Raw genomic sequence first — 26,106 nt, 5'->3', positions numbered from 1 at the left:
TTGCGACTCGGTTGACGACTTACGTGGCTCTGAGATTGAGCAGCTCTTAGACTGGCCAAAGAGCGAGTTCGCGGCTTGTCTCTTCGGCGCCAATGAACCGCCCGGGCGCCTGTTCAGGACCGCTATGGGTCGGGTACGGCCGACCGCGTCGGGCAGAGATCGGCCAGGAAGCGACGTTCGATGCTTCGGCCCAGATCGTCGACGATCGTGGGGAACTCGTTTGCAAGTTTGCTCACCGGTTGCCCCCTCTGCTTGTTCGCTATCCGTGCAGCACAATGCGCGCTCTGGCTGCGAGAGTGGCTCGCGTCCGGTGGGCTTACCAGTGCGTGACGCACGACGCGTCGGCTCCCTTCTGCCAAGCCTTGGCCAGGTCACTGCCTGGCGGGTGCGGATTGGCCTCGCCGAGCAGGTAACCCTCATACCCCTGATTAAACGCGGCCTTTAGACGGCGTTGCGCGTCGGTGACAGGGGCGCGCGTCGTGAGTCGGCGCAGCCAGGCGGTTAGTTTGTTTTTCATGGCGTTGTCTTTTGTTGTTCACTGCATGGGTGGGCACACTCCACCGCCCGCAATGATGCAGGCGCTGTGATGTGCTAACTGTTAGGCCGTCAACAGTTCCAGCGCGTTTGTCTTCAGCTTGTCGCCTGCGCCAGACCAGGCCGATCCAAGGCGGTTATCGTTACATCGAGATCACGCGCCACGACGCTCTTCTCGAACGCGCCAAGGAATTCATTAGCGAGGGTCTGGAATCGGGCGCTCTCGTCCCGCTTATCTCGCGGACTTTCAAATTCGATCAGATCCAGGAAGCAACCCGCTTCCTCGGATCAAACGAGCAAATCGGCAAGATCGTCGATATGGTTGACTAAGCGACGCTGCGAAACACACAACAAGACAGGCGCCCGCTGGCGCCTTTTGTCCTCTGGACGTGTCACGGATGTCCGCTGAAGCGCCGAATTAATGTTCAGAACAGTCTTTCCCAGCGCCTTGGCTGTGGCGTACCGTCGTTGATTTCACGCTCGCGAGCGACCGCTATTGGGGAACCTGTCCGTCCGGAGTGGGTCCGTCAAGCGCCTCTCGCCCGCTCTGAACCAAGCCTCATCGGCACGTTGCCGGGAGCCAACTGCGCCGCGCGGCAGTCCTTCGCTTTCCGCGCTTTCCCGGCAGTCCAGTCAATTCTGTGCTTTCGAGTCTAGCTATCTGTGGGCTAGTCCAACGAATTCCGTTTGCCGACAGCGGAACGCCGAAAGACGCCCTGCAACCTTGACGCGTCAATGGCGTCTATTCCTCGCCAGGTATCCGGTGCTGTTGCTGCCGGTTTCGGCTGAACTGCCTTTCCCTGACGGGCTTGACCTGCAGGGCGAGGCGGCTTTCCAGCGTGTGTGGGAAGCGCAACTCACGTTGAGAGCACTGCCCGCCATGGGGTTGCCGGGGTTGACTGTTTCTACGAACCTGGTTGGTTCAGTCCCGGTCGGCGTACAGATCGTCGCCGCTCACTTTCGGGAAGATTTGTGTTTGCAGGCGGGCAACGCGATAGAGGCACGAGGTACGCCTCCCTCTCCGATCGATCCCATGACATAGCCAGGTGCGAAGAGAGTCCGCGCGATCGGGCCGCAGGGCTTTGGCAAGGCACGTCGCGCGGACCTGCCAACGCCCGCCCGACGCATCGTCAATCCCTGGATCGAGAGAAATCGTACAAACGATCGCTTATCGACCTGATCACGCGATTGCGCAGATGTTCCTGTCGATAGAGTCCGGCAGCGAAAACAACGGCAACGACCAAAACCGGGAGTCCAATAGCGACACCGACAATCGTCTCGACCATGGTTGGCTCCATTCCTGTAAGGCTGTGACGAACATCAGGGTTGCCTTGCGCCGGAGACAGAACGTCGATACCGCAATGCCAGACCGTGACCCTTTCTACACTGCGTTGCGGCAACAGCAAGAACTGCCTGCTCAGATCTGGCCGTCAGCGTCCGAGGGGCGGAGAGTCGGATCTGACACCTGCCCGCCAGTTGATGTGATCCCGATGGCAACGCAGTTTGATACGAGCGGGCGCGCCGACGTTCAGCGCGTCCGCATTGCAATGCCTCGAGGCCCGGGTGGACCGCCAGCAGCCCCTCCAGCCTGACGGTTTAGCGACCGAAGTAAATCGACTTCGCGCCCGCAGCGACTTCAGGACGACCCGACTGTGACGCGCCGTCGGTGACCCCACCGACGTCACTGGTTGCAGCTTGCGCCGTGCCGTTTTGCGCAGCTACGCGAGCCTCCGCAGCCTGAAGCTGCGCCGGGTAGGTTGCGTCGTCAGCTGCAGACGGGTTGTAACCGGCCTTTTCCAGTTGCACGAGTTCGGCACGTACCTGTGCACGCGTCACGGGTTGGTTCGACTGCGCGAACGAAGCGACCGGAGCGGCAAGAACGAGGGCAACAGCAACAGCTTTGATGAGCGACTTCATGATGACTACCTCCAGATTGTTTTCTGCGGAGCTACAAACACGTTTGTCTGCAGCCGTTGAATACACTCTAGAGAGCGTGTCGACCAGGGTAAATACCTAATTTTCGAATTCACTGTTAGCAAAAACCTGCCAATGGTGATGGCAGGTCAGTATAGACCCGACGACGGGGCTCTTGTCAGGCTGCCCTGGTGGCGGGTGGGCGGGTGGGCGGGTAGGCGGGTAGGCGGTACATGGACAGCTTGCCAGAGCCGGGTCGCGCACGATTTGCGATCGTCTGTTACCGGGCCGGCACGAGACGATCGCTGAAGTCGCTTGCCCCCGCTCGTCGGTGTCGGCCTGCCTGAAATACTACTGGCGTTGTCCGCCACAAGAGGTGGAGATTCGAGCGTGTCATCGTCGCCGACACGACCTCGGCTCGCTGCAAGATCGTTCAATACTTCTGGCCTGAATCTACCTAGCATTTCCTCCATCGCTTGTTTTTCTGGAGAGATGCTTTGTTATTGCAAAACGAACCAGGCGGCGCTAACGCCATTGAAGCCACGCCCGAGCCGGAGCGTTGTGTCATCGTCGTGGACGAAGCGCTCCCGCCCGGTAAAGCCTCGAACGCCGCTGCAGTGGTGGCGTTCACGCTGGGCCAGCGCCACAGCCATCTCGTCGGAGAGCCCTTGCGAGAGCAGGACGGCACGTCGCACCCTGGCCTCATTCCCATTGGCATCCCGGTTCTCAAAGCCACGGCTGACCAGTTGAACGCGTTGCGCCAGAAATCGCTGTCGTACTGCGACGTGGTCGACTTTCCTGTGCAAGGACAGGCCACCGTCGATTACGACGCCTTTCTACACGCGGTGCGCGCGCTGCCGGCTGAGTCCCTCCAGTACCTGGCAGTCGGGCTGGTCGGGCCCAGGAAGAAGGTCGGCAAACTGGTCGGTGGCTTCGCCCTGTTCGCATGATGGGTGCAAACCTCACCGCTCAGCGAGTCGACACGCTCAAGCGTTGGGGCGACTTCGTCGCCCGCCTCGACGAGCAGCCGCGCATGCCGATGCCGAGGCTAGAGGAATATGATGAGATCTTCCAGCCACTTCCAGGGGCAGCCTCAGCATGAACACCACTGGACCGACGAAGTCGATCAAGCTCTGGCATGCGCCTGACGTCATGGACGCCGTCATGCTCAAGGGCCAGTTCGTCGGCCACCGCTATCCGCCGCACGCGCACGACACGCATTGCCTTGCGGTGATTACGGGTGGGGCGCTGGCGGTCGAAGTTCAGGACCAGCGACGCGTGTGCCGCCGTGGCGACGTGATCGTCATCGATGCCGACGTGGTGCACGCCGGTTCGGCCGCCGGCGATGGGCAATGGAAGATGCGCGTGGCGCATGTGCAGCCCGCAGCGCTGGCCGCCTACTGCGAGAAGCTCGGCATTCCCCGGCGCGAGCGGTTCGACATGCCGAGTCCGTTCGTCGTCGACGCTGAACTGTCGCAGCAGCTCTATGGCGTGAACTGGTGTTCCGAGGTGGACGAGGACTGCTTCAAGCGCAGTGAAACGCTGGCCCGCGCCGTCATCGGCTTGCATGCCCGACACGCGGGCCGGTCTGCCGACCTGCCCGTGGTGCGCAGCGAGCCTGCGCTGGTGCGCGCGGTCAAGTCCCGCCTGCGCGACGAACTGCACGCACACCTGACCTTGTCGACGCTTGCGTGCGAGTTTGGCGTGACGCCTTTCGTGCTGCTGCGTGCCTTTGTACGCGACGCGGGATTGAGCCCGCATGCCTTCCAGCAACAGGAGCGCGTGCGCAGTGCGATGCCGTTGTTGCGAGCCGGTAGGCCCATTGCCCAGGTGAGCGCGCGAATGGGTTTTGCCGACCAGTCGCACTTCACGCGCGTGTTCAAGCAGCAGACTGGCGTGACGCCGAAGGTCTATCAGGCCGCCTTCTCATGACGCTGAGTTTCTGCCACCGTTTACCGTCGTGGGCGAACCGCTATGGTGATGAATGCCACCGCACCCCGCAAGGGCTCAGGTATCGGATGAGACCCGTGGGCGCCGCCCATGGACGAGACGCCACAAGCCGCTCACGAGCAGCGAGCCAACGCCGAGTCCCACGCCGAGCAGCACGATCGAACTCATATGATTGCGCACGAAGGGCACATTGCCGAACAGATATCCGGCCATGACGAGCGAGACGATCCAGATCGCTGCGCCCAGCACCACGAACGACACGAATCGCGCGAACGTCATGCGTGCGACACCGCCGACGAACGGCGCGAACGTGCGCACCACAGCGATGAACGGCGACAGTAGGAACGTCAGGCCGCCGCGCGCTTCGTAAAACGCATGCGCGCGGCGCAGCGCGTTTTTATCGAGCCATCGGTAGTTCGCCGTGTAGACCTTCTCGCCGATCGCCCTGCCGATCCAGTAGTTGATGATGCTGCCGCCCACCGTCGCCGCGAACAGCACCGGTATCACGAGCCATACGTTGAGCGCGCCGGTTGCGGCGAACGCGCCGCAGATGAAAATCAGCGGGTCGCCAGGCAGAAAGAAGAGCGGCAGGAAGGCGATTTCGACGAACACGATCGCGAACAGCATCGCGTACACGGCCGTGCCGTATTGCTCGATCAGGCCGCCGAGGTGGCTGTCGAAGTGCAGGGCAACCTGCAGCAGGTGCATCAGGTCCATCGGAAGTCGTGCGGGATTCAGGTTTCAGGAGTGTAGTCCCGCCCGGTCGCCGCGAACATGGCTTTTTGATCTGACGCATGGCGCACGGAAAAGCGCGGGGTGCGCGACCGGCAGATACCGGTCGCGCACCCCGCGCCTGTTACCGGAGACCCTGCGTGTTATCCGTTCACGGCTTCCAGCGACGGATAGTCCGTGTAGCCCGCCTCGCCTTCGGCGTAGAACGTGTCGGCAATCGGCTCGTTCAGCGAGGCGTCGAGTTCGAAGCGGCGCGGCAGATCCGGATTCGCGATGAAGAGCTTGCCCCATGCGACGGCGTCGGCTTCACCCGCGTCGAGCACGTGCTGCGCGCTTTCCTTCGTGAACTTTTCGTTGGCGATGTACGGGCCGCCGAACGCTTCCTTCAGTTGCGGCCCGAGACGGTTGTCGCCGAGCGATTCGCGCGCTGCGATGAACGCGATCCTGCGCTTGCCGAGTTCGCGCGCCACATAGCCGAAGGTCGCTGCCGGATCGGAGTCGCCCATCGTGTGCGAATCGCCACGCGGCGCGAGGTGCACGCCGACGCGGTTTGCGCCCCACACGTCGATACACGCATCGGTGACTTCGAGCAGCAGACGTGCGCGGTTTTCGATCGAACCGCCGTACTCGTCGGTGCGATGGTTCGTGCTGTCCTGCAGGAACTGGTCGAGCAGATAGCCGTTTGCGCCGTGCACTTCGACGCCGTCGAAACCGGCCGCCTTCGCGTTTTCCGCACCTTTGCGGTACGCGTCGACGATGCCCGGGATTTCCGCCAGATCGAGTGCGCGCGGAGTCACGAATTCACGCTTCGGGCGCACGAGGCTGACGTGACCTTGCGGGGCGATCGCGCTCGGCGCAACGGGCAGGTCACCGTTCAGGAAAACCGGGTCCGAGACGCGGCCGACGTGCCACAGTTGAAGGAAGATCTTGCCGCCGGCCTTGTGCACGGCTTCCGTGACGAGCTTCCAGCCCGCGACCTGTTCCTCCGACCAGATGCCCGGCGTGTCGGCATAACCGAGGCCTTGCGGCGTGACGGACGTCGCTTCGCTCAGGATCAGGCCCGCCGATGCGCGTTCGGCGTAGTACTTCGCCATCAGCGCGTTCGGCACGCGGATCTTGCCTGCGCGTTGACGCGTCAGCGGCGCCATGAAAATGCGGTTGGGCAACGTGAGATCGCCAATCTGGATCGGGTCAAAAAGAGTCGGCATATGTGTTCACCTTTGCTGGCGGGCCGTGAGGCCTCGGCTATGAAATAGCGTGATAAAGGAATGCGTGGCGATGCAGCTTGACCCGGCCGGTCAGGCACGGTCGGACCCGGTCAGAGGTCCTTGTTCATGTGTTCGACGAAGGCCTGAATGACGGCTTCATTGCGCTTGAAGAACACCCATTGACCGACGCGCTTCGACGTCACCAGGCCAGCACGCTGCAGCGCGGCCAGATGCGCGGAGACCGTCGACTGCGATAGTCCGCAGCGGCCTTCGAACTTGCCTGCGCACACACCGTGGTCGAACGGCAACTCCTGGTCCGCAAAGTGCACGTGCGGGTCCTTCAGCCAGCCGAGAATCTCGCGGCGCACAGGATTGGCAAGCGCCTTGTGGATCGCGTCGATATCAATCTTCATCGCGGTAGACCGGGTTTTCATGAGATGCATCGCTACGGGACGAATCTTATATCGTAATTATACGATATATTAAAAGCCCCTGCTGACTTAAGGGGCGATAGCGCTCAGAACACGGGAAGCAGCACTTGCGCGGACCGATCTGCGGGGGACAAAAAAGTCTGCACCTTTGTACTCACGATACGGTACGGTGACGGCTGATGTAGAGGCGAAGCCGCTGGCTCCTGTTCGGCACTGCAGAAGCCCGGCTACGCAACGTGAAGTCAGCAATGCTCAAGAGGTTATCGATGACAGAGATCCGCGCCGCTCAATTTCCCGAGCATGTTGAACTTGTTCGCACCATCTTTCGTGAGTATGCAGATAGCCTGGGGATCGATCTGGATTTTCAGGACTTTGACGCGGAGCTGGCAAGCCTTCCGGGCAAATATGCGGCACCCAAAGGCAACGTTTTTCTTGCGTGGAGCAACGGCGAGGTGGTCGGCAGCGTAGCAATGCGACCTTTGGGTTATCGACAACTAGACATCGTTCTCGCTATGCGCCGTTCCCGGCTTGCGTCTTAGGCACTCATACCCAGGTCGGCGAAACTGAGCGTTTTCGCATCGCAACCCCGCGTAAGCGCCATGTCATGGCTCGCGAAAAAAACCGTGCGGTCCTTTGCCAACGTCCTGAACAGATCGATCAGGACAGCGCGTGCGGCGGCGTCGAGCCCGCCGCCCGGTTCATCCGCGATAACAACGGCGGTCTCGCCCAGCGCCGCCGCCGTCAGGAATATCTTCTTTCGCGTGCCGAGCGACATTTGCTCGAAGCGTTTCTCGAGATGCGGTTCGAGGCCGAAGCGGTGGGCGAGGTCGAGCGTGCGCGAGTCGAGCGCCGTGTTTCTGCTCGATGCCACCCGTTCGAGAAACTCGCGACCGGTCTGGAGCGGATAGGTCATACAGTCGTCGGGCACGTACGCGAGCACGGATTTCGCCTCGAGCGGCGCGGTACGCAGCGAATGCCCACCAAGCCACACCTCGCCTTCGTCGGCGTCGATCGTACCGGCAAGGATGCCGAGCAACGTGGATCGGCCGCTGCCGTTTTCATCGATCAGCGCGACGCATCCCGCACCGGCGCTGTAATGCAGTCCCTGAAAGATGACGCGCTCGTCGTAGCACTTGCAAAGGTTCTCGAATCGAAGCATTTATCGTGGAGTTTCTCAGAGGAAGATCTGCGACTACGCGACGGCGAGCCGGATTGCGGTCTGCATCGTGCCAGCCAGCGCGGATTCCGTGGGAACAAGGTTGTGCCAAGTGTAGCAGCGCAGGCTGCACCACCCGTCACGCAGTGCTTCCGGACGACCGTCGCGCGAGATGAATGCCGGCCAGCATGCAGCGCACGGAACCGCCGGCCATTTCGATCGTAGGCACCCGCAATGGCAGTAGCCTTGCGGAGCGCTCGATCAGCGCACGTTGCTGCTGCGTGAGACTGGCGGCAGCACGTTCGGACAAGGCGAGCACGCGGCCATCCGCTCCGGAAAGCTCCAGCGCATTGCCTGCGAAGTCGGCGATCTGCGCCTGATCGAGTGCGATCACGATGCGCCCGCTTTCCTGCAGGCGCCTGCGGACCTCGTCACGACGCCCGTCGTCCTGGATGAGATCGAGGCCGACCATCGCGAACTCAGTCGCGACGCTCATCATCACGTTGGTGTGATAGACCGCACGGCCTGCAGCATCGGATGTGTCGAAGCACATCGGCTCGAAGTTGAAGTGCGTGCAGAACCGTTCGAGCGCCACGGGATCGGCGCGGCGCGAACGCGCGGTGTAGGCGACCCGATCCGCATGGTCGAGCACCATGGCGCCGGTACCTTCAAGGAAGACGCCGTCATACTCCAGCCCCGAGTAGTCGATCACGTCCTGCACGCGGTATTGCGCCTTGAGCATCTCGACAACGTCCATCCGACGCTCGCGCCGCCGATTGGGGCAGTGCATCGGATAAAGCGCCACATGCCCGCCCGCATGGGTTGAAAACCAGTTGTTCGGGAACACCGAATCCGGCGTGTGGTTCTCGCCGCGATCGTCGAAAACATGCACGCGCACGCCCGCCGCTTCCAGTGCCGCGGCCGCGCCGGTGACTTCGTCGCGCGCCGCGGCGGCCAGGGCGGCGCGTGAGTCGAGGTTTTCCGCTGCGTCTGCGCGCTGGAATGCGTTGTCTGCCGCGGTTTCCGGATTGGGATGGAAACGATGCGGCCGGATCATGACGACGGCGCCCGGCGCCTGAATCGAAACAAGGCTCATGACGATAGGGTAGATAGAGTATGTGACAGGCTATCGATGGCTTGCCGGAGTCATCGGCTGTACATCACGGAGCCGTAAGTGCCGGCCAGCGTGGCTGTTGCGTCGCCGCGTTGCAGCGCCAGTTCGCCGAACAGGTTCTTGGGATCCACAGCCGGAGGAATCAGCGCGACGTCAATGCCGGCGTTGCGACTCTGCGCCAGTGCGTAGAGGTGCCGCAGCGCGGAATAGTCCTCGAGCGCAAAGCCGACCGAATCGAACACGGTAACCTGATCAGCGCGCTCCCTGCCCACGACTTCGCCGCGCAGTACGCGCCAGAGTTCGATGACCGGGAAGTCGTCCGGCAACTGCTGGATGTCGCCTTCGATGCGCGTCTGCGGCTCGTACTCGACGATCACGCGCGCGAGGCGAAGCACGTCGGCGTGGAGTTCCGTCTTGCCTGGACAATCGCCGCCCACCGCGTTGACGTGCATGCCAGGCTCGATCATGTCGGCCGTGATGATCGTGGCATAGGCCTTGTCCGCCGTGACCGTGGTCACGATGTCGGCGCCGCGCACCGCATCGGCCGTCGACTCGGCGCGCACGATACGCAACGCCGGGTAGCCTGAGAGATTGCCGATCAGCTTGCCGGTTGCTTGCGGATCGACATCGAAGACGCGGATTTCGTCGATGCCAAGCAGTGTGTGAAACGCGAGCGCCTGAAATTCGCTTTGTGCGCCGTTGCCGATCAACGCCATTTTGCGGGCGTCCGGTCGGGCGAGGACCTGGGCGACCAGGGCGGACGTTGCGGCAGTTCGCAGTGCGGTGGTCAGCGTCAGTTCCGAGAGGAAGAGGGGATATCCGGTATCGACTTCCGCAAGGGCGCCGAAGGCCATCACGGTGTGTATGCCGCGCTCGGCGTTGATCGGATGACCGTTCACATACTTGAAGGCGAACAGCTTCGAATCTGCGACTGGCATCAACTCGATCACACCCACGCGCGAGTGGCACGCGAGGCGTGGAGATTTATCGAAGTCCGGCCATCGCAGGTAGTCGGCCCGGATCGTGTCGGCGAGTTCGCCCAGAAAGCGCGGGACGCCTATGTCTGCGACCAGTCGGCAGGCGGCGGGTACATCCAGAAAGCGGGTCATTGCCATATCTCCATTGTTGTAGCGGCTCCTGCAGTGGAGCGATGGAATGATTATTCCCCTTGATGCAGCCAACAAAAAGCCAGCAAAGGTTGCAAAATTGTCATTTTCGATAGCAGAATGCTAGTTCTGGATGGCATTTTGCATGTTCCGATGCGGCAAGGACTGAGAGATAACGACAGCCGCCAGACCATGTCCTTCAACGCTCAACCTGCACGAATCGACCATGATTACGCTCGACGACGTCGACCGCCAACTGATCGCCCTGCTGCGCGACAACGCTCGCCTGCCTGTGGTGACATTGGCAAAACAGTTGCGCATTGCGCGCGCGACGGTTCAGAACCGCATCGCGCGTCTCGAAACAAACGGCGTGATCGCAGGTTATACGGTCCGTCTCAAACCCGCCGCGGAGACGCATCGAATCCGGGCCGTGATGACGATCGCCGTGGACGGCAACCGGGCGGCTGAAGTGATCCGCTCGTTAAGAGGACATCCCAACGTCACGACGATTCACAGCACGAACGGACGGTGGGATCTCATCGCGGAACTGCGGGCCGATACGCTGGAGAGTTTTGACCGGGTGCTGGGGGCGATCCGTATGATCGACGGTATTGCGAACACGGAAACGAATATCCTCCTGTCCACGCACAAGACGTGATGGCCGCAGTCATGAGGGCCGTCCGGGGTTCGTCTAATGCAACCTGATGTATCAGCCGGCATTCCCACCGTACTGTTTGGCGCCTTCGATCGCCACAACTTTGGGGACCTCCTTTTCCCGCACGTTATGGCGCGCATGCTGTCAGGTAGCGATCTGCTGCTTGCAGGCCTCGCGGGACGAGATCTGCGCGCCCATGGCGGCCACAAGGTCCGCGCATTGGCTCAGGTTGCCGCATCGTTGCGCGACCGTCCTGTGAACGTCATCCACGCAGGGGGCGAACTCCTTACCTGTGACGCATGGGAAGCAGCGGTCATGCTGTCGCGACCGGAAAAGATGCAGGAAGCGATTGCGAGCCTCGTCGACTGGCGGCAAGGCGGCCTTGCATGGGCACGCGCGAGGCTTGGGGTCGCTGCATGGGCGCCTTATACCCTGGCAAGGGAATCGTTTCCGCAGGCGGTCCAGGTGTTCTATAACGCGGTTGGCGGCGTCGACCTCGATCAACGTGAACCGGCGATGCGTGCCGAGGTCCTGGCAAAACTCAAAGCGGCCGATGACATCAGCACGCGAGACAGACAGACAAAGGCGCTACTGGACGCATCGGGTCTCGCGACACGGCTTATCCCCGATCCCGCCGTCATGGTGGCGGAGTTGTTCGGCAGGAGGATTCGCCAGTGTGCGGCGCACAGCGCGATCTCGCGGATTCTTGATGCGTTCCCCAAGCGGTACATCGCCGTGCAGTTCAGTGCCGACTTCGGCGATGACGAAACGCTGTGTGAAATCGCTGCCCAGCTTGACCGGATTGCCACTTCGAGCGGGCTCGGCGTAGTGTTTTTCCGCGCCGGCGCAGCGCCCTGGCATGACGATCTGCAGTGCTACCGACGCGTCCTTGCACGCATGCGTGTCCCGTCCGCGAAGATATTCAGCTCGCTGAATATCTGGGACATCTGCGCTGTGATCGCGCACAGCCGCGTCTATTGCGGAAGCAGTCTGCATGGCAGAATCGTCGCCATGGCGTTCGAGCTGCCACGCGTCAATCTGTGCCATCCGGCACGAACCAGCCACTCGACGAAGCAGACTGCTTTCGCCACGACCTGGGAAGAAGCAGGGGTGCCGACAGCCGTTGAAGTGCTGAGAATCGCGGAAGGCATTTGCGATGCATTGGCGGTCGATAGAGCACAGCTTCAACACACCGCTGAAGAGTTGGTAACTCGATACCGCCAGGGGTTCGATCCGATCCGTGCGAAGCTGTGCTGATGAGCCACCAGGAGAAAAAACGCGATGAACAATGTGAATGGGAAGATAGTAGCCGTCACGGGCGCCTTCGGCAGCCTCGGTCTGGTGGCAGCCCAGGTGCTCGCGGAGCGAGGCGCCCGGGTTGCGCTGATCGGTCGGGGACGGGCGCCCGATGCTGATACGCTGCCGTCGCAACTTGCCGACGCTTTTCTGCTTGGCGGAGTTGATCTGGGCGAACCGGCACCAGCGCAGGAAGCAATCGATACGATCGCCGCGCGGCACGGTGGACTGGACGCGCTCGTCAACGTCGCCGGTGGGTTCCGCTGGGAGACCGTGGCGGACGGTAGCGTCGACACATGGGATCTGATGTTTCAGGTGAACGTGAAGACGGCGCTGAACGCATCGAAGGCGGCGATTCGCCATCTGGTCGCGAGCGACGCCGGGCGGATCGTCAATATCAGCGCGGGCGCGGCGCTGAAGGCGGGTGCCGGCATGGGCGCCTATTCGGCGTCGAAAGCGGGCGTGGCACGCCTGACCGAGGCGCTCGCCGAAGAGCTAAAGGACAAAGGGGTGACGGTCAACGCCATTTTGCCCAGCATCATCGATACGAGGCAGAACCGCGCCGATATGCCCGATGCCGATTTCAGCCGCTGGGTCACGCCAGTGCAGATCGGTACGGTAATCGCGTTCCTGCTGTCGGAAGATGCGCAGGCGATTACCGGCGCGTTGATCCCTGTCACGGGCCGCGTCTGACGTGCGAGGGCAGGTGCTTCAGGTGGCCCGACATCTCACTTCTCATTCCTCAAGCCCGGCGCGCAGCTGGAATTGTCGGATATGCATCAATGATCGCCGACACCCTGCGTAATCAACGCGAACGGCCCGCTCGTCAACTGCTCCTTCAAGAACTCCACACAGACACGAATTTTCGCCGACGACGATGCACGCGCTGACGTAACAGCCCAGACATCAGCGGGTTGTTGATGGTTGGACAGCACACGCACGAGCGCGCCCGACTCGAGACTCGATGCGACATCCCATATCGATGCCATGATCACGCCGTAACCCTCGAGCGCCCACTGTCGCACGATGTCGCTGTCATTCGATGCGATGGGGCCGGTGACCTTGACCGACTCTTCTCCGTCGGGCCCGGTCAGACGCCAGACACCGAAGCGCTGGTCACGTTCACGAAAGAGCAGGCAATCGTGCTGGGCGAGATCAGACAGAGAGCGAGGCGTGCCCGCCCGTTGGAGATAAGCCGGTGCCGCGCACAGGATGCGCACGCTATCGACGATCTTCTGGGCGATCAGGTGCGGCTCCTGAACATCGCCGACCCGAATGTCGATGTCAAAACTTTCGCCGACCAGATCGACGCGCCGGTCGAGCAGTTCAAGCCAGACTTCGAGGCCGGTGTAACGTTTCTTCAGCAATGACAGGACCGGAGAGACGTGTTTGCGGCCCAGCCGCAGGCTCGTACTGATGCGGATCAGGCCGCCTGGGTCGGTCTTCAGGCCGGCGAAAGCGTCGGCCATTCCCTGCACGTCTTCGAGAATTTTTTGCGCCCACTGGAATGCCGCTTCGCCGTCGCTCGTCACGCTCACGCGGCGAGTCGTGCGCAGAAAGAGCTTCACGCCGAGACTCTTCTCAAGCATCGCAATACGCTTGCTGACATGAGAAGGCGAAATGCCCATCTCGGTTGAGGCGGTGATGAAGCTCGAGCGGCGGGCCACCGTGCAGAACAACTGGAGGTCGCGCAGGAAGCCGTCATTATTGGCTGATAGCGCATGATGAGTTTCCATCTGGATGCATTGTATTGGTCATTGGCAAGAGTAATCTAGCCTCAATTCGCGGTGCCGTCCAATCCCTGCGCGGCCGAAAACAGATCAATCATGAGACAAATCCAGCTTGCCGTTGCCGGCGCGGGCCTCATCGGCCGACGCCACATCGAATTGATTCAGGAGAGCGACCGCTGTCAGTTGACAGCCATCGTCGACCCGGGTCCCGCCGCCGCCGAAGTCGCCGAAAACGCCGACGTTCCGCTCTTCGGATCGCTCGGCGAACTCTTCGAAAAGAGCCGTCCCGATGGCGTGGTGCTTGCCACGCCGAACCAGTTGCATGTCGGGCAGGCGCTGGAGTGCATCGCCGCCGGCGTGCCGGCGCTGATCGAAAAGCCGGTCGCCCACACGCTGGAAGCGGGCGAGCGCCTGCGGGCCGCGTCTGAGCGCGCCACTGTGCCGCTGCTCGTCGGACATCATCGCGCGCACAGCCCGATCCTCGCGAAGGCGCGCGAAATCATTCAGCAGGGGAAGATCGGCAAGCTCGTCGGTGTGATGGGCAGCGCCGTTTTCTACAAACCGGACGATTACTTCGACAACGCGCCGTGGCGGCGTGAGGCAGGCGGAGGCCCGATCCTCATCAACATGATTCACGAGATCGGCAATCTGCGTTCGCTGTGCGGCGAGATCGTCGCCGTGCAGGCGCTGTCGTCGAATGCGACCCGGAGGTTTCCGGTCGAGGACACGGTCGCCATCAACCTGCGTTTCGAAAACGGCGCGCTCGGCACATTCCTTCTTTCCGACACCGCAGGTTCGGCGCGCAGCTGGGAACAGACGTCGCAGGAAAACAGGAGCTATCCGAGCTATGGCGACGAAGACTGCTACGTCATCGCCGGCGACATGGGTTCGCTGTCCGTGCCGACGATGCGCCTCAAGACCTACGCACGCAAGGAAGACCGCTCGTGGTGGAAGCCGTTTGAAACAGTCGTGGCCGATATCGAGCGCGCAGACCCGCTCGAGCGGCAGCTGGCGCATTTCTGCGACGTGATCGCGGGAGCCGCCCAGCCGCTCGTCTCGGTCTACGACGGTCTGCAAAACCTGCGCATCATCGAGGCGATCGCCGAAGCGACCCGCACCGGCGCAACCGTCAATATGGGACGCGCGAGCGCCACTGTCTGAACACATCGGTGTGCGACCTACTGGTACATGGAAGGCAAGATCAACATCGACGATCTGATCACGCACCGTCTGCCGCTCGGACGCATCAACGAGGGCTTCGATCTGATGAAGAAGGGCGAGTCGATCCGCTCGGTGGTCTTGTACTGATGAGCGTGCTGATGCACTGACGGCTGTCAGTTTGCTGGCATCTCCGGATGCTGGCTCACTGACCTCCGGTCACTTGAACCAGATCCCCGACGCGCACGCCAAGCTGCGCCGCAGCGCTGCCGCAATTCACCGCAATTTCCACGAGCCCGATCGAGTTTTCATACCAGAAGGCCTGGCCGACCTGGGCGTCGGAAAAGACCCGCGCATAGGCGACATCTCCGGCCGGGATGACGAGGCGGGCGCTTCTTGCAACGGTGCCTGCACGCAGCCCGGTCAGCACATTGCCGTAGTGATCGATATAGATGACCTCCGCGAGGTCGTCCCCGCCGAGTTGAACACTCAAGCCTGCGGTCTCATCCAGCTTGTCGGACGGCAGGTCGCCACGGCTGAGCCAGGCTGCCATCGGGGCGAACAGGTCCCGGCCATGGAACGAGGCGGAGAGCATCGCGGGACGCCATGTAATACGCCAGCTTCGGGTTCGCGCCGCGCGTGCCGCCACGACAGAGAGCAAACCGTTGTCCGGTCCCACGAACCACTGTCCGTCGGCTTGCAGCACGGCCGCGTCGCGCTCGCTGCCCACGCCAGGGTCGACCACGGCCAGAAAGACCGTATCCGGCAAGTACCAGCTTCGAAGCGCGGCAAGCAGATGCGCTCCTGCGCGCGCCCCGTAATTCGGGGCAGTGTGCAACGCATCGATGAGGGGGGTGCCGGCTAGCGTGTGCCGCAGCAAGGCAACCTTCAACTGTCCGACATAGATGTCGTCGGCTCCAAAGTCAGTAAACAGCGCGATCATTGCATCGCCTCCGAGCTACGGTGAGCCGGGACCGGCAGAATTCCCCAGTCCCGGCCCGTTTAAAGCAGCCCGCATGTCAGGCTGACTACGCATCGACCGCTAGCGCAGGTTCGTCCTGGCAAGGTCGACGATTTCGTCGCCGCGCCCGTTCAGGATCGCGCGCAGCATATACAGGCTGAATCCCCGCGCATGCGACAACTCGATTTTGGGCGGCATCGCGAGTTCGTGCTTCGCTGTCACCACATCGACGAGTGCGGGACCCTGATGTGAAAAGGCCGCTTCCAACGCCTCCGGAAGGTTTTCCGATTCCTCGACCCTGACGCTGAAAATCCCCGCGCCCTTGGCGATCGCGGCGAAATCCGTCTTGCTCAGATCGACATTGGTGTCGAGATACCCCCCAGCCTTGAGCTCCATCGAAACGAATCCAAGCAGGCTGTTGTTGAACACAACCACCTTGATCGGCAGTTCGAGTTGCCGCGCCGTCAGGAGGTCGCCGAGCAGCATCGACAGCCCGCCGTCGCCGGACAGGGAAATCACCTGCCTGCCACGATTGGCGCCCTGCGCGCCGAGCGCCTGTGGCATTGCGTTGGCCATCGACCCGTGATTGAACGAGCCGTGCAACTGGCGCCTGCCGTTCATCGTGAGGTAGCGGGCGGCCCAGACCGTCGGCGTGCCGACATCGGCGGTGAAGATCGCATCGTCGCTCGCCGCTTCATCGATCATCCTGGCGAGATATTGCGGATGAATCGGCCTGCCCGGATCGGACGGCGTGGCGAGGTCGTCCAGTCCTTTTCTGGCGGACACATAGTGCTTGAGCGCGTTCTCCAGAAACCTGCGCTCATTCTTGCGCTGCAGGCGAGGCAGCACCGCCCTGAGCGTATCCTTGACCGTTCCCACGAGCCCTAGCGTAAGCGGCGCCCGATGGCCGAGTTGCGAACCCTTCCAGTCGATCTGCGCAATCTTCGCGTTGCCGGGATAGAACGGGCGATACGGAAAGTCCGTGCCCAGCATGAGCAGCGTGTCGCACGATTCCATGGCGTGATAACCGGAGCTGAAACCGATCAGCCCGGTCATACCGACGTCAAAGGGGTTGTCCCATTCGACGAACTGCTTGCCGCGCAGCGCATGGACCACGGGCGCGCCAAGCGTATCGGCCAGCGCAACAACTTCGTCATGCGCGCCTTGCGTACCGCTTCCGCACAACAGCGTGACCGCTTCCGACGTATTGAGCAGTTCGGCCAGCCGGTCTAGATCCGCGTCGGCCGGGACAATCGACGGCGGGGCGGAGGTGGTCCAGGTCGCGGGCTCTTCCGGGCCATCGCTTAGCGCGACATCTCCGGGCAGCACGATGACGGCGACGCCGCGCTCTTCGATGGCCGTGCGCATCGCGCGTGCGAGGACTCGCGGAAACTGCGAGGCGTTCGACACCAGCTCGGCAAAATAGCTGCACTCCCTGAAAAGCTCCTGCGGATGCGTTTCCTGAAAGTAGCCGAGCCCAATCTCCGTCGACGGAATGTGCGCGGCAATCGCCAGCACGGGCTGATGATTGCGATGGCAATCGAAGAGACCGTTGATCAGATGAAGGTTGCCCGGACCGCAGCTGCCCGCGCATACGGCGAGCTTTCCGGTCGACGCTGCTTCGGCGCCGGCGGCGAACGCGGCGACTTCCTCGTGACGGGTGTGCATCCAGCGTATCGAGCCGACCTGGCCCAGGCTGAACGCCAGCCCGTTCAGGCTGTCGCCCGTCACGCCCCAGATTCGTTCGACGCCTGCGGCCGCGAGTGTTCTGGCCAGATAGTCTGCGATCGTCTGCTTGCCCATGTTGCGCTCCTGAACAGGAAAAGATACTGCCAGTATCAAATCCGGCGATGGCCGGAACCCAACCGCAACAAGCCAGCCAACGGCGGGCATCGACCCGGAACGTGCTGGCCTGTATGACTCCCGGCGCCCTCGCAGTCGCACCAGCTGGTGCATGGCAAGGCGCATCGGTATTTTGAAGGGAGCGCCAGCAGGCAGCGCGAGCCATGCCGGGAAACCAGAGCGCAACAAACCAGGCGGCACGTCGAAGCTTCGCATCGCTGCTGTGCGGCGGGCCTGCCGGCGCGCACGCCGCAGGATCCTGGTGATCGTGGCTGCCACGACTGACTTTTTCCCTGAAGACGCAGTATCCAGCAGTTCTACAGGCGGCGCACGAGTGAGACAGTTTCCGAAAAACGCAACTAACGGTCAATCGCCGGTCGCACCTCCGAGTTGGGAGGCGCGGCGCGGCAGCGAAAGGTGTACGCCGTCATACGACGCAAAGACGGTTCGGCAGGAGGTGGGGCAGATAGTCCGTTCAGCGATTGCCGTCAAGCAGATCGCCGAGGATTTCGTCGAACGCGGCCTGGGCCTCTTCGAGTTCCTGCAATGCGGCATCGAATGTCTGTAACGCGATCTGCGAAGGCCGTCCGGTTCCCGCGGGCGGGAATTGTGACTGCAGGGCGGCAAAGGCCGTCTGCACCTGCTTCGTGGCTGTGAGCACGCGCTCCATCGCGCGGGTTTCTTCGGCTCGCGCCTGTTCGTGGTTCATTCCAACTCCATCGTTCATCCGGCAAGTGCGCCGTGTCGCCGCTCACTATGCCACGAGTCGCGCAGCGCCAGCCCGCCATCCGGCCAGTCATGGCAGCGGCAGACCGCCATTCGCCTTGACCTCGCGCAGCGACAACGACGACTCAACCGAAGTCACGCCAGGCAAACTGCGCAACTCATCGCGCATGAACGTACCGTAGTCGTCGAGATCGCGCGCGACGATCTGCAGCACGTAATCCGCGCTGCCCGACACGTTGTGGCACGACAGGATACGGGGGATCGCCAGCACCTCGCGCTCGAAGCGCGTCGCGACAGCACGGTCATGGACGGCGAAACGGACATGGACGAAGGCAACGACGCCGAGCCCAAGTGCGGAGCGCGACAGCATCGCGCGGTAGCGTTCGATGTATCCGTCGCTTTCCAGACGTTTGAGGCGGCGCGCGCAGGGCGTTTCGCTCAGGCCGACGGTTTCGGCGAGCCTTGCGTTGGACATGCGGCCGTCGTTTTGCAGGGCGGCCAGGATGGCCCGGTCGACTTTGTCGAGGTCGTTGGTCATGGTGAGGGGATAGCGCTCTGGAATCGACCTAGCATAGCGTATTGCACCAGCAAAAAGATCGCTTGACAGGAAAAACGCCAGAAATCGCTCGCATGAAGATAGCAAGATAGAGGCCTTGAGAACGCGAGACCAACATGATTTCCACTCATCTTCTGATCGTTTATATCGCCGCGCTGGTGGTGGTCTACGCAGTGCCCGGACCGGACATGGCGCTCGTCATGCAGACGAGCATCGGGCGCGGCGTACGTAGCGGCTTCGCTGCCGCTGGCGGCCTGGCCGTCGCCCGCGCGACACACGTGACACTCTCCGCGTGCGGCGTTGCCGCTCTGCTGCGCAGTGCGCCGTGGCTTTACGACGTGGTGCGTTACGGCGGCGCGGTCTATCTCGCTTGGATCGCCGTGCAGATTTTTCGCTCGCCGGTTTTTGCGCTGCCTTCCGCAGGCGCAGCGGCGGCGGACCCGCGTCCGTTGCGGGCCGCGTTCATCAAGGGGCTGCTCACCAATCTGCTGAACCCAAAGGCGTTGCTGTTCTGCTCCGTGCTGCTGCCGCAATTCGTCCGGCCGCAGGAAGGCGCGGTCGTCATGCAGGTAGTGGAACTGGGTGTCGTTTTGCTGATTGTGGGCGCGTGTTTCGACGCGGTTTACGCGATCGGTGCCGCGCGCATCGCAAACTGGATGAGGACGCATCCGCTCGCGCAGACTGTGCAACGCTGGACGTTTTCCGCCGCACTGATCGGTTTTGCGCTGCGCCTGTCGTTCGACTAGACGCCCAACGATGCGGGCTGCAGGGCGGCTATTTATTCAGCCGGCTTTCGCAATACGACCGGTCCTCGATCACCTTCCGACGATGCCTGTCTTTCATTTTCTTCCATCCCTTGCATTCGCCGTGGGTGCGCGGGCAGTCAATGCACAAGCCTGCTCTCGAGTCGAACCGGCAGATGTCGATGCAAAGTGATTTGATGCTCATGGCGTAATCGATACAGAGTTGGGACGGGAACACTGTCGCGCGCGGGAGTCGCGTCGGGCAAAATGATTGTGTTAATAAAGGCCATCGACGGCGGCACGCAGCGTGCCGTCGTCACGCGACTGACTCAACTTTCCCGCACCTGTCCATTCGATGAAAACCTTCCTCCTCTATGCCATCACTGCGATCGCGGAGATCGTGGGCTGCTATCTACCCTGGCGCTGGCTGAAAGAGGGCGGCTCACCGTGGCTGCTGGTTCCCGGCGCGCTCAGCCTGGCACTGTTCGCGTGGCTGCTGACATTGCATGGCACGGCTGCGGGCCGTGTCTATGCGGCCTACGGCGGCGTATACGTGGCAGTGGCGATTCTGTGGCTGTGGGGCGTCGAGCAGGTGCGCCCCACCTTATGGGATCTCGCTGGCGCTGTTGTGACGCTTGCGGGCATGAGCATCATCGCGTTCCAGCCTCGCATTTGAATGGCGTGCAGCCGGTAGCCCGCGACACGAGGCGACCGGCGACACGCGATGACCGTCGCCACACCGGCGCCGCCGAAGCGACGCCGCGCCGGGCTGATCAGTTGCTGGTGCCGCGTCCAAGAAAGTCGAGCTTGCCCAGTTCCACGCCGTTGTGACGCAGGATGTCGTAAGCCGTCGTGGTGTGGAAGAAGAAATTGGGCAAGGCGAAATGCAGCAGATAGGCGATGCCCGTGAACTCGACCGGGCCGGTACGCATCTTCAGCGTCACCTGGCGTTCTTCAGACCCGTCGATCTGTTCCGGCTTGAACTCGTTCAGGTAAACAATCGTCTTCTGGATACGGGCGTCGAGTTCGTCGAACGTGACTTCGACATCGTCGTACTTCGGCGCTTCGACGCCGGCGAGGCGGGCAGCACAACCTTTGGCCGTGTCGGTCGCGATATACACCTGGCGGTTGAGCGGCAGCATGTCGGGAAAGAGCCGTGCACCAATGAACACGGATGGCTCGATCTGCTTTTCGGCGGCATGGGCCTGCGCCTTGCCAAGGAACGTCTTGAGATTGGTGAGACCGCGCACGAGCACGGGCACCGATGCCTGATACATGGAAATGGACATGGGAAGGTTCCTCGAATTCTTCAATCGGGCGCACTTACTGCACGCGAGTAACGGGCGAGCCGGGTAGCGCGCCGCGCAATCATAGCGCGACAGGACACATCGTAGCGGCTTCGCAAGCCGGCGGGAATCGGCCGTACGGCCAGGTATCGCTCAGGCTGGAACTGTGTTCGAATGGACTTGTCCGACGGTTCAGCACAATCCTTGAAACAAAGACCCTATGCGGGTTTCGAGGCAGGTCGTCGAACGGTCTGCTGGTCCGAGGGTCAACGCACGGCGCTCGCGCTGTGCACGGAGGGGGAGTCGATACCATGGCAAAACATCCACTGGCGGGAAGCGAGCGGGCAGTGCAGTCGGGCTCGAAAGTGGTCGGCAGCTGCAACCCGGCAGAGACCATCGAGGTAGTGGTGATGCTGCGTCGTCAGGGCGAGCAGCAGTTTCAGGCACTGATGAAAAAGATCGAGTCGGGCGACCCGAAGGGGCAACCGGTATCGCGGGAACAGTTCGCCAAAGAGTTTGGCGCCGCGCCCGATGATGTCGCAAAGCTGAAGACCTTCGCCGCGCAACATGGCCTGTCGGTCGTACGCGAGGACGCTGCGGCGGGTACTGTCGTGCTGAGCGGCACGATCGCGCAGTTCCAGACCGCCTTCGACGTCCAGCTTCAGCGCTATGTCCATCATTCGCTGGGGCAGTATCGTGGGCGCACGGGGTCGATCTGCGTTCCGGACGAACTGCACGGCGTGGTCACCGCCGTGCTCGGGCTCGACAATCGCCCGCAGGCGCGCCCTCACTTTCGCATCCGGCCGCCGTTTGTGCCGGCGAAGGCTCAGCAGGCAACCTTTACTCCGCTGCAGCTCGCGTCGCTGTACAACTTCCCGCCGGGTGACGGCACAGGTCAGTGCATCGGCATCATCGAGCTTGGCGGCGGCTTCCAGAACTCCGATCTCAACACGTATTTCTCGGACCTCGGCGTGCCGGTGCCCAAGGTCGTGTCGGTGGGCGTCGATCAGGGCAGCAATGCGCCGAGCGGCGATCCAAACGGGCCGGACGGCGAAGTCACGCTTGATATCGAAATCGCGGGAGCGATCGCGCCCGGCGCAACGATCGCGGTCTACTTCACTTCAAATAGCGACGCCGGCTTCATCGATGCCGTGAGCCGCGCCGTGCACGACACGACAAACAAGCCGTCGGTGATCTCCATCAGTTGGGGCGGGCCGGAAACGATCTGGACCGCGCAGTCGCTGAATGCATTCAACAGCGTCTTGCAGGCAGCTGCGGCGTTGGGCGTGACGGTGTGCGCGGCAGCGGGCGATAGCGGTTCGAGCGACGGCGTGAGCGACGGTAGCGATCACGTCGACTTTCCTGCTTCGAGCCCCTATGTGCTCGCCTGCGGCGGCACGAATCTGCAGGCTTCGGGGCAGTCGATTGCGCGCGAGGTCGTGTGGAACGACGGGCAGGACGGGGGGGCGGGCGGCGGGGGCGTAAGTACCGCGTTTCCTGTGCCGGCGTGGCAAAACGGCCTGTCCGCGACGGGCACGCAAGGGGGCAGCAAGGCGCTGGCAGGGCGCGGCGTCCCCGATGTGGCCGGTGACGCTTCGCCCGCCACAGGCTACGACGTGCTCATCGACGGCAGCGTGACCGTCGTGGGCGGAACGAGTGCGGTGGCACCTTTGTGGGCCGCGCTCATCGCCCGCATCAATGCGGCAAAGGGCGAGTCGGTCGGTTTTGTGAATCCCAAGCTGTATCAGGCCAGGGGCGTATGCAACGACATCACGCAGGGCAACAACGGCAGTTTTGCCGCGACGCCGGGCTGGGATGCGTGCACGGGGCTCGGCAGTCCCAATGGTCAGAAAGTGGCGGCGGCACTATAGTTCGGCGAGTGTGCGGCCGGAATATGTGTCCGGGGCACGCATCGATGTGAGCAGGACCTTGCACGACTTTATATGACGTCAACGAATCCGATGGAGCGATCATGACGAATCCCGAGTCAGCTTCCGGCAGTCCGCAGTCTCCGAACTCCCACGCTACGCAAGCGCCGATGCCCTCTGCTGTGCCGCATCGGGCGGGGGACAAGCCTTGCTTCGATCCGGTCGCATACGGTAACGGACCAGACGATTCGGTGACCGACACCACCGAAAACGCCGCCATTACGAAGAACTCCGTGACGATCGGCGGGCACAAAATCAACTATACGGCGACGGCCGGGCACCTCGTCACCGTCGACCCGAGCAGTTCGCTGCCCAGCGCGAAGATGTTCTACGTTGCGTTCACGCAGGACGGGCAGAAGGAAGAGACGCGTCCCGTCACTTTCTTCTATAACGGCGGCCCGGGTTCTTCGTCCGTGTTCGTGCTGCTCGGCTCGTTCGCGCCGCGGCGGATCAAGACATCGATGCCAAGCTTTACGCCGCCCGCGCCGTATGCGATGGAGGACAACCCGGACAGTCTGCTCGACAAAAGCGACCTGGTGTTCATCAACCCGGTTGGCACGGGCTACTCGGCAGCGATTGCGCCGAAAAAGAACCGCGATTTCTGGGGGGTCGACCAGGATGCGGACTCGATCAAGCAGTTCATCAAACGCTTTCTGACGAAAAACAATCGCTGGAATTCACCAAAGTTCCTGTTCGGTGAGTCATACGGCACCGCGCGCAGTTGCGTGCTTGCGTACAAGCTCCACGAGGACGGTGTCGATCTGAACGGCGTCACGCTGCAGTCGTCGATTCTCGATTACACCCAGTCAGGCAATCCGGTCGGTGCGTTGCCGACGGCCGCGGCCGATGCCTGGTACCACCGCAAGCTCGGAATCGCGCCGACGCCGCCCGATCTCGGGACATTCGCCGAAGAAGTCGCACAGTTTGCGCGCACCGACTATCTGGCGGCACTGCGCAAATTCCCCGCCACCGACGACGCAATTGTCGAAAAACTCAGCGAATACACCGGCATCGACAAAACAACCCTCCTTGCGTGGAGCCTCGATATTGCTGCCTATGACAGCCGGGGCAATTCGCTCTTTCTGACGACGCTGCTGAGATCGAAGGGTCTGGCGCTGGGTGAATACGACGGCCGTGTGACTGGCATCGAAACCGGCATTGCGGGCAAGATCGACCCCAACTCGGGCGGCAATGACCCGACCATGACCGCCGTCACAGGCGTCTATACGACGATGTGGAATACCTATCTGAACGAGCAGCTCAAGTTCACATCGAATTCGTCGTTCACCGACCTTAACGACCAGGCTTTCGCGAACTGGGACTTCAGCCACATTGACCCCACCGGTGCGCAGAAAGGCGTTGATTCGAATGGCAACATCGTCCTTTATACGGCGGGCGACCTGGCGGCGGTGATGGCACTCAACGTCGATCTGAAGGTGCTGTCTGCAAACGGCTTCTACGACTTCGTCACGCCGTTCTACCAGACGATTCTCGACCTGCAGCAGATGCCGCTCGTCAGCCAGCAGGTGCGCCAGAATCTGTCGGCGCGGTTCTATCCGTCGGGGCACATGATCTATCTCGACGGGGCCTCACGTACTGCGCTGAAAGCCGATCTCGCACAGATGTATCAGTCGGCCGTTGCGGATACGGGTGCGATGACCCGGATCCGCGCACTGCAGGCACGCAAGGCTGCGGGCTAGGGCCTTTCTTCCGTGACGCGCGTCCGCAGGTTCATGGCGGCGCGCGGGTCGCCTGGGAGCCCGTTTCTGCGCGCCGAGATTGAAAGTGTTTTAATTGGACGCTGAATTCAACTACTCGCGCACCTAAGGGTGCGTCGTCGAATGAATGCAGGAATGGCAGTCGTTGGCCGCACAGCGGAGAGCGCGGCAATCAGAATGATCCAGCGCAAGGCGGCGGTTTTGGAGCCGCGCCGTGCGGTAGCGCGTGTTGTCCGCATCGGCGCAATCGTCGCGTTCGGCGCGGGCGCGGCGCTGCGCATCGGTCAGGTGAGCGCTCAGGACGCCTCGATGCTCAACGAGCAAGTCACGCAACAATCGGTGGCCGATACGATCTGTCGTCCCGGCTATGCCGATACCGTTTCGCCGCCGCTCGACGAGATGATGGACTACAAGGAGCGCCTGCTCGCGCAGCACGGCATCGATTCCGCCGAAGGCACACGCTACGCGCTAGACCGTCGCGTGCCTATCGTACTTGGAGGTTCTCCGGACGCGCCCGCCAACCTTGGCCTGTTGCCTTGGGCGGGCCACCGTGGCGAACGCCGCAAGGAATTGCTGACTGCGAAGCTCAAGCGCTGCGTATGCGTTGGCCAGATCACGTTGAGCGAAGCGCAGGCGACCATAGCCGGCGACTGGCCCGCCGTGTACTCGCGGTTTTCGCGAACGTCATGCGACGCAGGCGGCGCAGAACCCGAAGCCAGCGGCAACGATAACGGCTCATGATGTGGCTGCGTTCCTGTTCATTCGATACTGCGAATCTTGTCCGCGGAGAATCAACATGAATAGAAAACGCTTCGCCGCCTTGATGGCAACTTTTGCCAGCATGCTGGGCAGTGCTGCTGCGACGGCGTCGCCGACCCGTACGCGGTGCGGGTGCGCGTCCCGGCTAACCAGACGGCCTACTGGGTCAGTGCGGCGAATGTAGAAACGGCGGACTGACTTACGTCAGGCCGCCGTCCCGATTGTGACTGTTACGCGCGTGAATTGCCGCTGCGCGCGTAACAGCTTGCGAGGGCCGGTTGCACCAACGCGGCCGGCCCTTTCCCTCGCGTTCGCCCCCCGCCTGGGCGGCGGACGATGCCGGCATACAACTGATGTGTATGCCGGCCGCCCCGTAAAACAACCGATATTGCCAGATCCCGTTGCGACCCTGTTTGGGAGTTTTCGAGGTGTGGCAAAAACTATGTTTCCGCTATTTCTTCTGATGCTTAATCAGGTACAGTTCATTAATAGTTCCTTGCCCTTCCCCCGACAAGGCGCGAGCGGGTCAATACAGCGTTCCATTTTTTTGATTCGGCCCGGATGCATTGTCGCCGTTGAGTCTGCAAGGCGTTGTACCCTTCA

General features: G+C 62.1%; 28 protein-coding genes and 2 pseudogenes. 15 read left to right on the top strand and 15 right to left on the bottom strand.

What is annotated here, in order from left to right:
* Positions 1-316 precede the first annotated feature (316 nt).
* Complete coding sequence (locus P3T23_RS41640; protein ID WP_429321887.1) at positions 317-517, bottom strand: hypothetical protein; 201 nt, start codon at positions 515-517, stop codon at positions 317-319.
* A 71-nt stretch (positions 518-588) separates the two neighbouring features.
* Between P3T23_RS41640 and P3T23_RS41635 the strand changes: the two genes are divergently transcribed.
* Both P3T23_RS41635 and P3T23_RS41630 read left to right on the top strand, forming a co-directional pair.
* Positions 589-864, top strand: coding sequence for a zinc-binding dehydrogenase (locus P3T23_RS41635; protein WP_429321886.1), 276 nt, complete (start codon positions 589-591; stop codon positions 862-864).
* A gap of 382 nt (positions 865-1,246) precedes the next feature.
* Positions 1,247-1,576: pseudogene (locus tag P3T23_RS41630) on the top strand (amidase); the annotation flags it as partial.
* A 554-nt stretch (positions 1,577-2,130) separates the two neighbouring features.
* On the opposite strand, the gene P3T23_RS41625 reads toward P3T23_RS41630, so the two are convergent.
* Positions 2,131-2,451, bottom strand: a complete 321-nt coding sequence (locus P3T23_RS41625; protein WP_429316385.1) for a DUF4148 domain-containing protein — start codon at positions 2,449-2,451, stop codon at positions 2,131-2,133.
* 494 nt (positions 2,452-2,945) lie between these two features.
* On the opposite strand from P3T23_RS41625, the gene P3T23_RS41620 reads away from it, so the two are divergent.
* The gene (locus P3T23_RS41620) at positions 2,946-3,398 is read left to right on the top strand and encodes a DUF2000 domain-containing protein (protein ID WP_429321885.1); all 453 of its coding nucleotides are present in this window, start codon (positions 2,946-2,948) and stop codon (positions 3,396-3,398) included.
* Between the two features lie 148 nt (positions 3,399-3,546).
* Positions 3,547-4,380, top strand: coding sequence for an AraC family transcriptional regulator (locus P3T23_RS41615; protein ID WP_429321884.1), 834 nt, complete (start codon positions 3,547-3,549; stop codon positions 4,378-4,380).
* Positions 4,381-4,455: 75 nt separating this feature from the next.
* On the opposite strand, the gene P3T23_RS41610 is transcribed toward P3T23_RS41615, so the two are convergent.
* From P3T23_RS41610 to P3T23_RS41600, 3 genes are all read right to left on the bottom strand, one after another.
* Positions 4,456-5,115 carry a VTT domain-containing protein gene (locus tag P3T23_RS41610; protein ID WP_429321883.1) on the bottom strand — a complete coding sequence of 220 codons (660 nt, stop codon included), beginning with the start codon at positions 5,113-5,115 and terminating at the stop codon, positions 4,456-4,458.
* A 158-nt stretch (positions 5,116-5,273) separates the two neighbouring features.
* Positions 5,274-6,338 carry an alkene reductase gene (locus tag P3T23_RS41605; protein ID WP_429321882.1) on the bottom strand — a complete coding sequence of 355 codons (1,065 nt, stop codon included), beginning with the start codon at positions 6,336-6,338 and terminating at the stop codon, positions 5,274-5,276.
* Between the two features lie 110 nt (positions 6,339-6,448).
* A complete protein-coding gene (locus P3T23_RS41600) occupies positions 6,449-6,751 on the bottom strand; it encodes an ArsR/SmtB family transcription factor (RefSeq protein WP_429321893.1) in 303 nt (100 codons plus the stop codon).
* A 284-nt stretch (positions 6,752-7,035) separates the two neighbouring features.
* Between P3T23_RS41600 and P3T23_RS41595 the strand changes: the two genes are divergently transcribed.
* Positions 7,036-7,308 carry a hypothetical protein gene (locus tag P3T23_RS41595; RefSeq protein ID WP_429321881.1) on the top strand — a complete coding sequence of 91 codons (273 nt, stop codon included), beginning with the start codon at positions 7,036-7,038 and terminating at the stop codon, positions 7,306-7,308.
* Here the strand turns inward: P3T23_RS41595 and P3T23_RS41590 are convergent.
* The 3 genes from P3T23_RS41590 to P3T23_RS41580 all read right to left on the bottom strand — a co-directional run bounded on the left by P3T23_RS41590 (position 7,305) and on the right by P3T23_RS41580 (position 10,148).
* Positions 7,305-7,928, bottom strand: a complete 624-nt coding sequence (locus P3T23_RS41590; protein WP_429321880.1) for an ABC transporter ATP-binding protein — start codon at positions 7,926-7,928, stop codon at positions 7,305-7,307. The genes P3T23_RS41595 and P3T23_RS41590 overlap by 4 nt on opposite strands.
* Before the next feature lie 136 nt (positions 7,929-8,064).
* Positions 8,065-9,021 (bottom strand): citrulline utilization hydrolase CtlX, encoded by a 957-nt coding sequence (gene ctlX / locus P3T23_RS41585; protein ID WP_429321879.1) that lies wholly within the window; start codon positions 9,019-9,021, stop codon positions 8,065-8,067.
* A gap of 50 nt (positions 9,022-9,071) precedes the next feature.
* Entirely contained in the window at positions 9,072-10,148 is a 1,077-nt protein-coding gene (locus P3T23_RS41580; RefSeq protein ID WP_429321878.1) for an ornithine cyclodeaminase, read from the bottom strand.
* 223 nt (positions 10,149-10,371) lie between these two features.
* Between P3T23_RS41580 and P3T23_RS41575 the strand changes: the two genes are divergently transcribed.
* The 3 genes from P3T23_RS41575 to P3T23_RS41565 are packed head-to-tail and all read left to right on the top strand — an operon-like array spanning position 10,372 to position 12,789.
* Positions 10,372-10,803, top strand: coding sequence for an Lrp/AsnC family transcriptional regulator (locus P3T23_RS41575; protein ID WP_429321877.1), 432 nt, complete (start codon positions 10,372-10,374; stop codon positions 10,801-10,803).
* 36 nt (positions 10,804-10,839) lie between these two features.
* Positions 10,840-12,057, top strand: a complete 1,218-nt coding sequence (locus P3T23_RS41570; RefSeq protein ID WP_429321876.1) for a polysaccharide pyruvyl transferase family protein — start codon at positions 10,840-10,842, stop codon at positions 12,055-12,057.
* 24 nt (positions 12,058-12,081) lie between these two features.
* Positions 12,082-12,789, top strand: a complete 708-nt coding sequence (locus P3T23_RS41565) for an SDR family NAD(P)-dependent oxidoreductase (protein WP_429321875.1) — start codon at positions 12,082-12,084, stop codon at positions 12,787-12,789.
* Between the two features lie 86 nt (positions 12,790-12,875).
* Here the strand turns inward: P3T23_RS41565 and P3T23_RS41560 are convergent, their stop codons facing one another.
* Positions 12,876-13,832 carry a LysR family transcriptional regulator gene (locus P3T23_RS41560; protein ID WP_429321874.1) on the bottom strand — a complete coding sequence of 319 codons (957 nt, stop codon included), beginning with the start codon at positions 13,830-13,832 and terminating at the stop codon, positions 12,876-12,878.
* 90 nt (positions 13,833-13,922) lie between these two features.
* On the opposite strand from P3T23_RS41560, the gene P3T23_RS41555 reads away from it, so the two are divergent.
* Complete coding sequence (locus P3T23_RS41555; RefSeq protein ID WP_429321873.1) at positions 13,923-14,987, top strand: Gfo/Idh/MocA family protein; 1,065 nt, start codon at positions 13,923-13,925, stop codon at positions 14,985-14,987.
* 21 nt (positions 14,988-15,008) lie between these two features.
* Positions 15,009-15,134: pseudogene (locus P3T23_RS41550) on the top strand (S-(hydroxymethyl)glutathione dehydrogenase); the annotation flags it as partial.
* A 55-nt stretch (positions 15,135-15,189) separates the two neighbouring features.
* Here the strand turns inward: P3T23_RS41550 and P3T23_RS41545 are convergent.
* From P3T23_RS41545 to P3T23_RS41530, 4 genes are all read right to left on the bottom strand, one after another.
* Complete coding sequence (locus P3T23_RS41545; RefSeq protein ID WP_429321872.1) at positions 15,190-15,927, bottom strand: SAM hydrolase/SAM-dependent halogenase family protein; 738 nt, start codon at positions 15,925-15,927, stop codon at positions 15,190-15,192.
* 99 nt (positions 15,928-16,026) lie between these two features.
* The gene (gene poxB, locus P3T23_RS41540) at positions 16,027-17,748 is read right to left on the bottom strand and encodes a ubiquinone-dependent pyruvate dehydrogenase (RefSeq protein ID WP_429321871.1); all 1,722 of its coding nucleotides are present in this window, start codon (positions 17,746-17,748) and stop codon (positions 16,027-16,029) included.
* Positions 17,749-18,262: 514 nt separating this feature from the next.
* Positions 18,263-18,496: a hypothetical protein gene (locus P3T23_RS41535; protein ID WP_429321870.1), complete on the bottom strand. Its 234-nt coding sequence runs from the start codon at positions 18,494-18,496 to the stop codon at positions 18,263-18,265.
* Between the two features lie 87 nt (positions 18,497-18,583).
* Positions 18,584-19,051 (bottom strand): Lrp/AsnC family transcriptional regulator, encoded by a 468-nt coding sequence (locus P3T23_RS41530; RefSeq protein ID WP_429321869.1) that lies wholly within the window; start codon positions 19,049-19,051, stop codon positions 18,584-18,586.
* Positions 19,052-19,185: 134 nt separating this feature from the next.
* Between P3T23_RS41530 and P3T23_RS41525 the strand changes: the two genes are divergently transcribed.
* Complete coding sequence (locus P3T23_RS41525; protein WP_429321868.1) at positions 19,186-19,815, top strand: LysE family translocator; 630 nt, start codon at positions 19,186-19,188, stop codon at positions 19,813-19,815.
* 28 nt (positions 19,816-19,843) lie between these two features.
* On the opposite strand, the gene P3T23_RS41520 is transcribed toward P3T23_RS41525, so the two are convergent.
* Positions 19,844-20,017 (bottom strand): DUF1289 domain-containing protein, encoded by a 174-nt coding sequence (locus P3T23_RS41520; protein WP_429321867.1) that lies wholly within the window; start codon positions 20,015-20,017, stop codon positions 19,844-19,846.
* A gap of 150 nt (positions 20,018-20,167) precedes the next feature.
* On the opposite strand from P3T23_RS41520, the gene P3T23_RS41515 reads away from it, so the two are divergent.
* Positions 20,168-20,488 (top strand): YnfA family protein, encoded by a 321-nt coding sequence (locus P3T23_RS41515; RefSeq protein ID WP_133664740.1) that lies wholly within the window; start codon positions 20,168-20,170, stop codon positions 20,486-20,488.
* 97 nt (positions 20,489-20,585) lie between these two features.
* Here the strand turns inward: P3T23_RS41515 and P3T23_RS41510 are convergent, their stop codons facing one another.
* Positions 20,586-21,101, bottom strand: coding sequence for a DUF1993 domain-containing protein (locus tag P3T23_RS41510; protein WP_429321866.1), 516 nt, complete (start codon positions 21,099-21,101; stop codon positions 20,586-20,588).
* Positions 21,102-21,409: 308 nt separating this feature from the next.
* On the opposite strand from P3T23_RS41510, the gene P3T23_RS41505 reads away from it, so the two are divergent.
* From P3T23_RS41505 to P3T23_RS41495, 3 genes are all read left to right on the top strand, one after another.
* Positions 21,410-22,969 (top strand): S53 family peptidase, encoded by a 1,560-nt coding sequence (locus tag P3T23_RS41505; RefSeq protein ID WP_429321865.1) that lies wholly within the window; start codon positions 21,410-21,412, stop codon positions 22,967-22,969.
* Positions 22,970-23,070: 101 nt separating this feature from the next.
* A complete protein-coding gene (locus tag P3T23_RS41500) occupies positions 23,071-24,726 on the top strand; it encodes a S10 family peptidase (RefSeq protein WP_429321864.1) in 1,656 nt (551 codons plus the stop codon).
* A 153-nt stretch (positions 24,727-24,879) separates the two neighbouring features.
* The gene (locus P3T23_RS41495; protein WP_429321863.1) at positions 24,880-25,485 is read left to right on the top strand and encodes a hypothetical protein; all 606 of its coding nucleotides are present in this window, start codon (positions 24,880-24,882) and stop codon (positions 25,483-25,485) included.
* Positions 25,486-26,106 lie beyond the last annotated feature (621 nt).

It is taken from the genome of Paraburkholderia sp. GAS448, assembly GCF_050435685.1.
Classification (GTDB): domain Bacteria; phylum Pseudomonadota; class Gammaproteobacteria; order Burkholderiales; family Burkholderiaceae; genus Paraburkholderia.
This window is presented reverse-complemented; position numbering and strand designations above follow the sequence as displayed.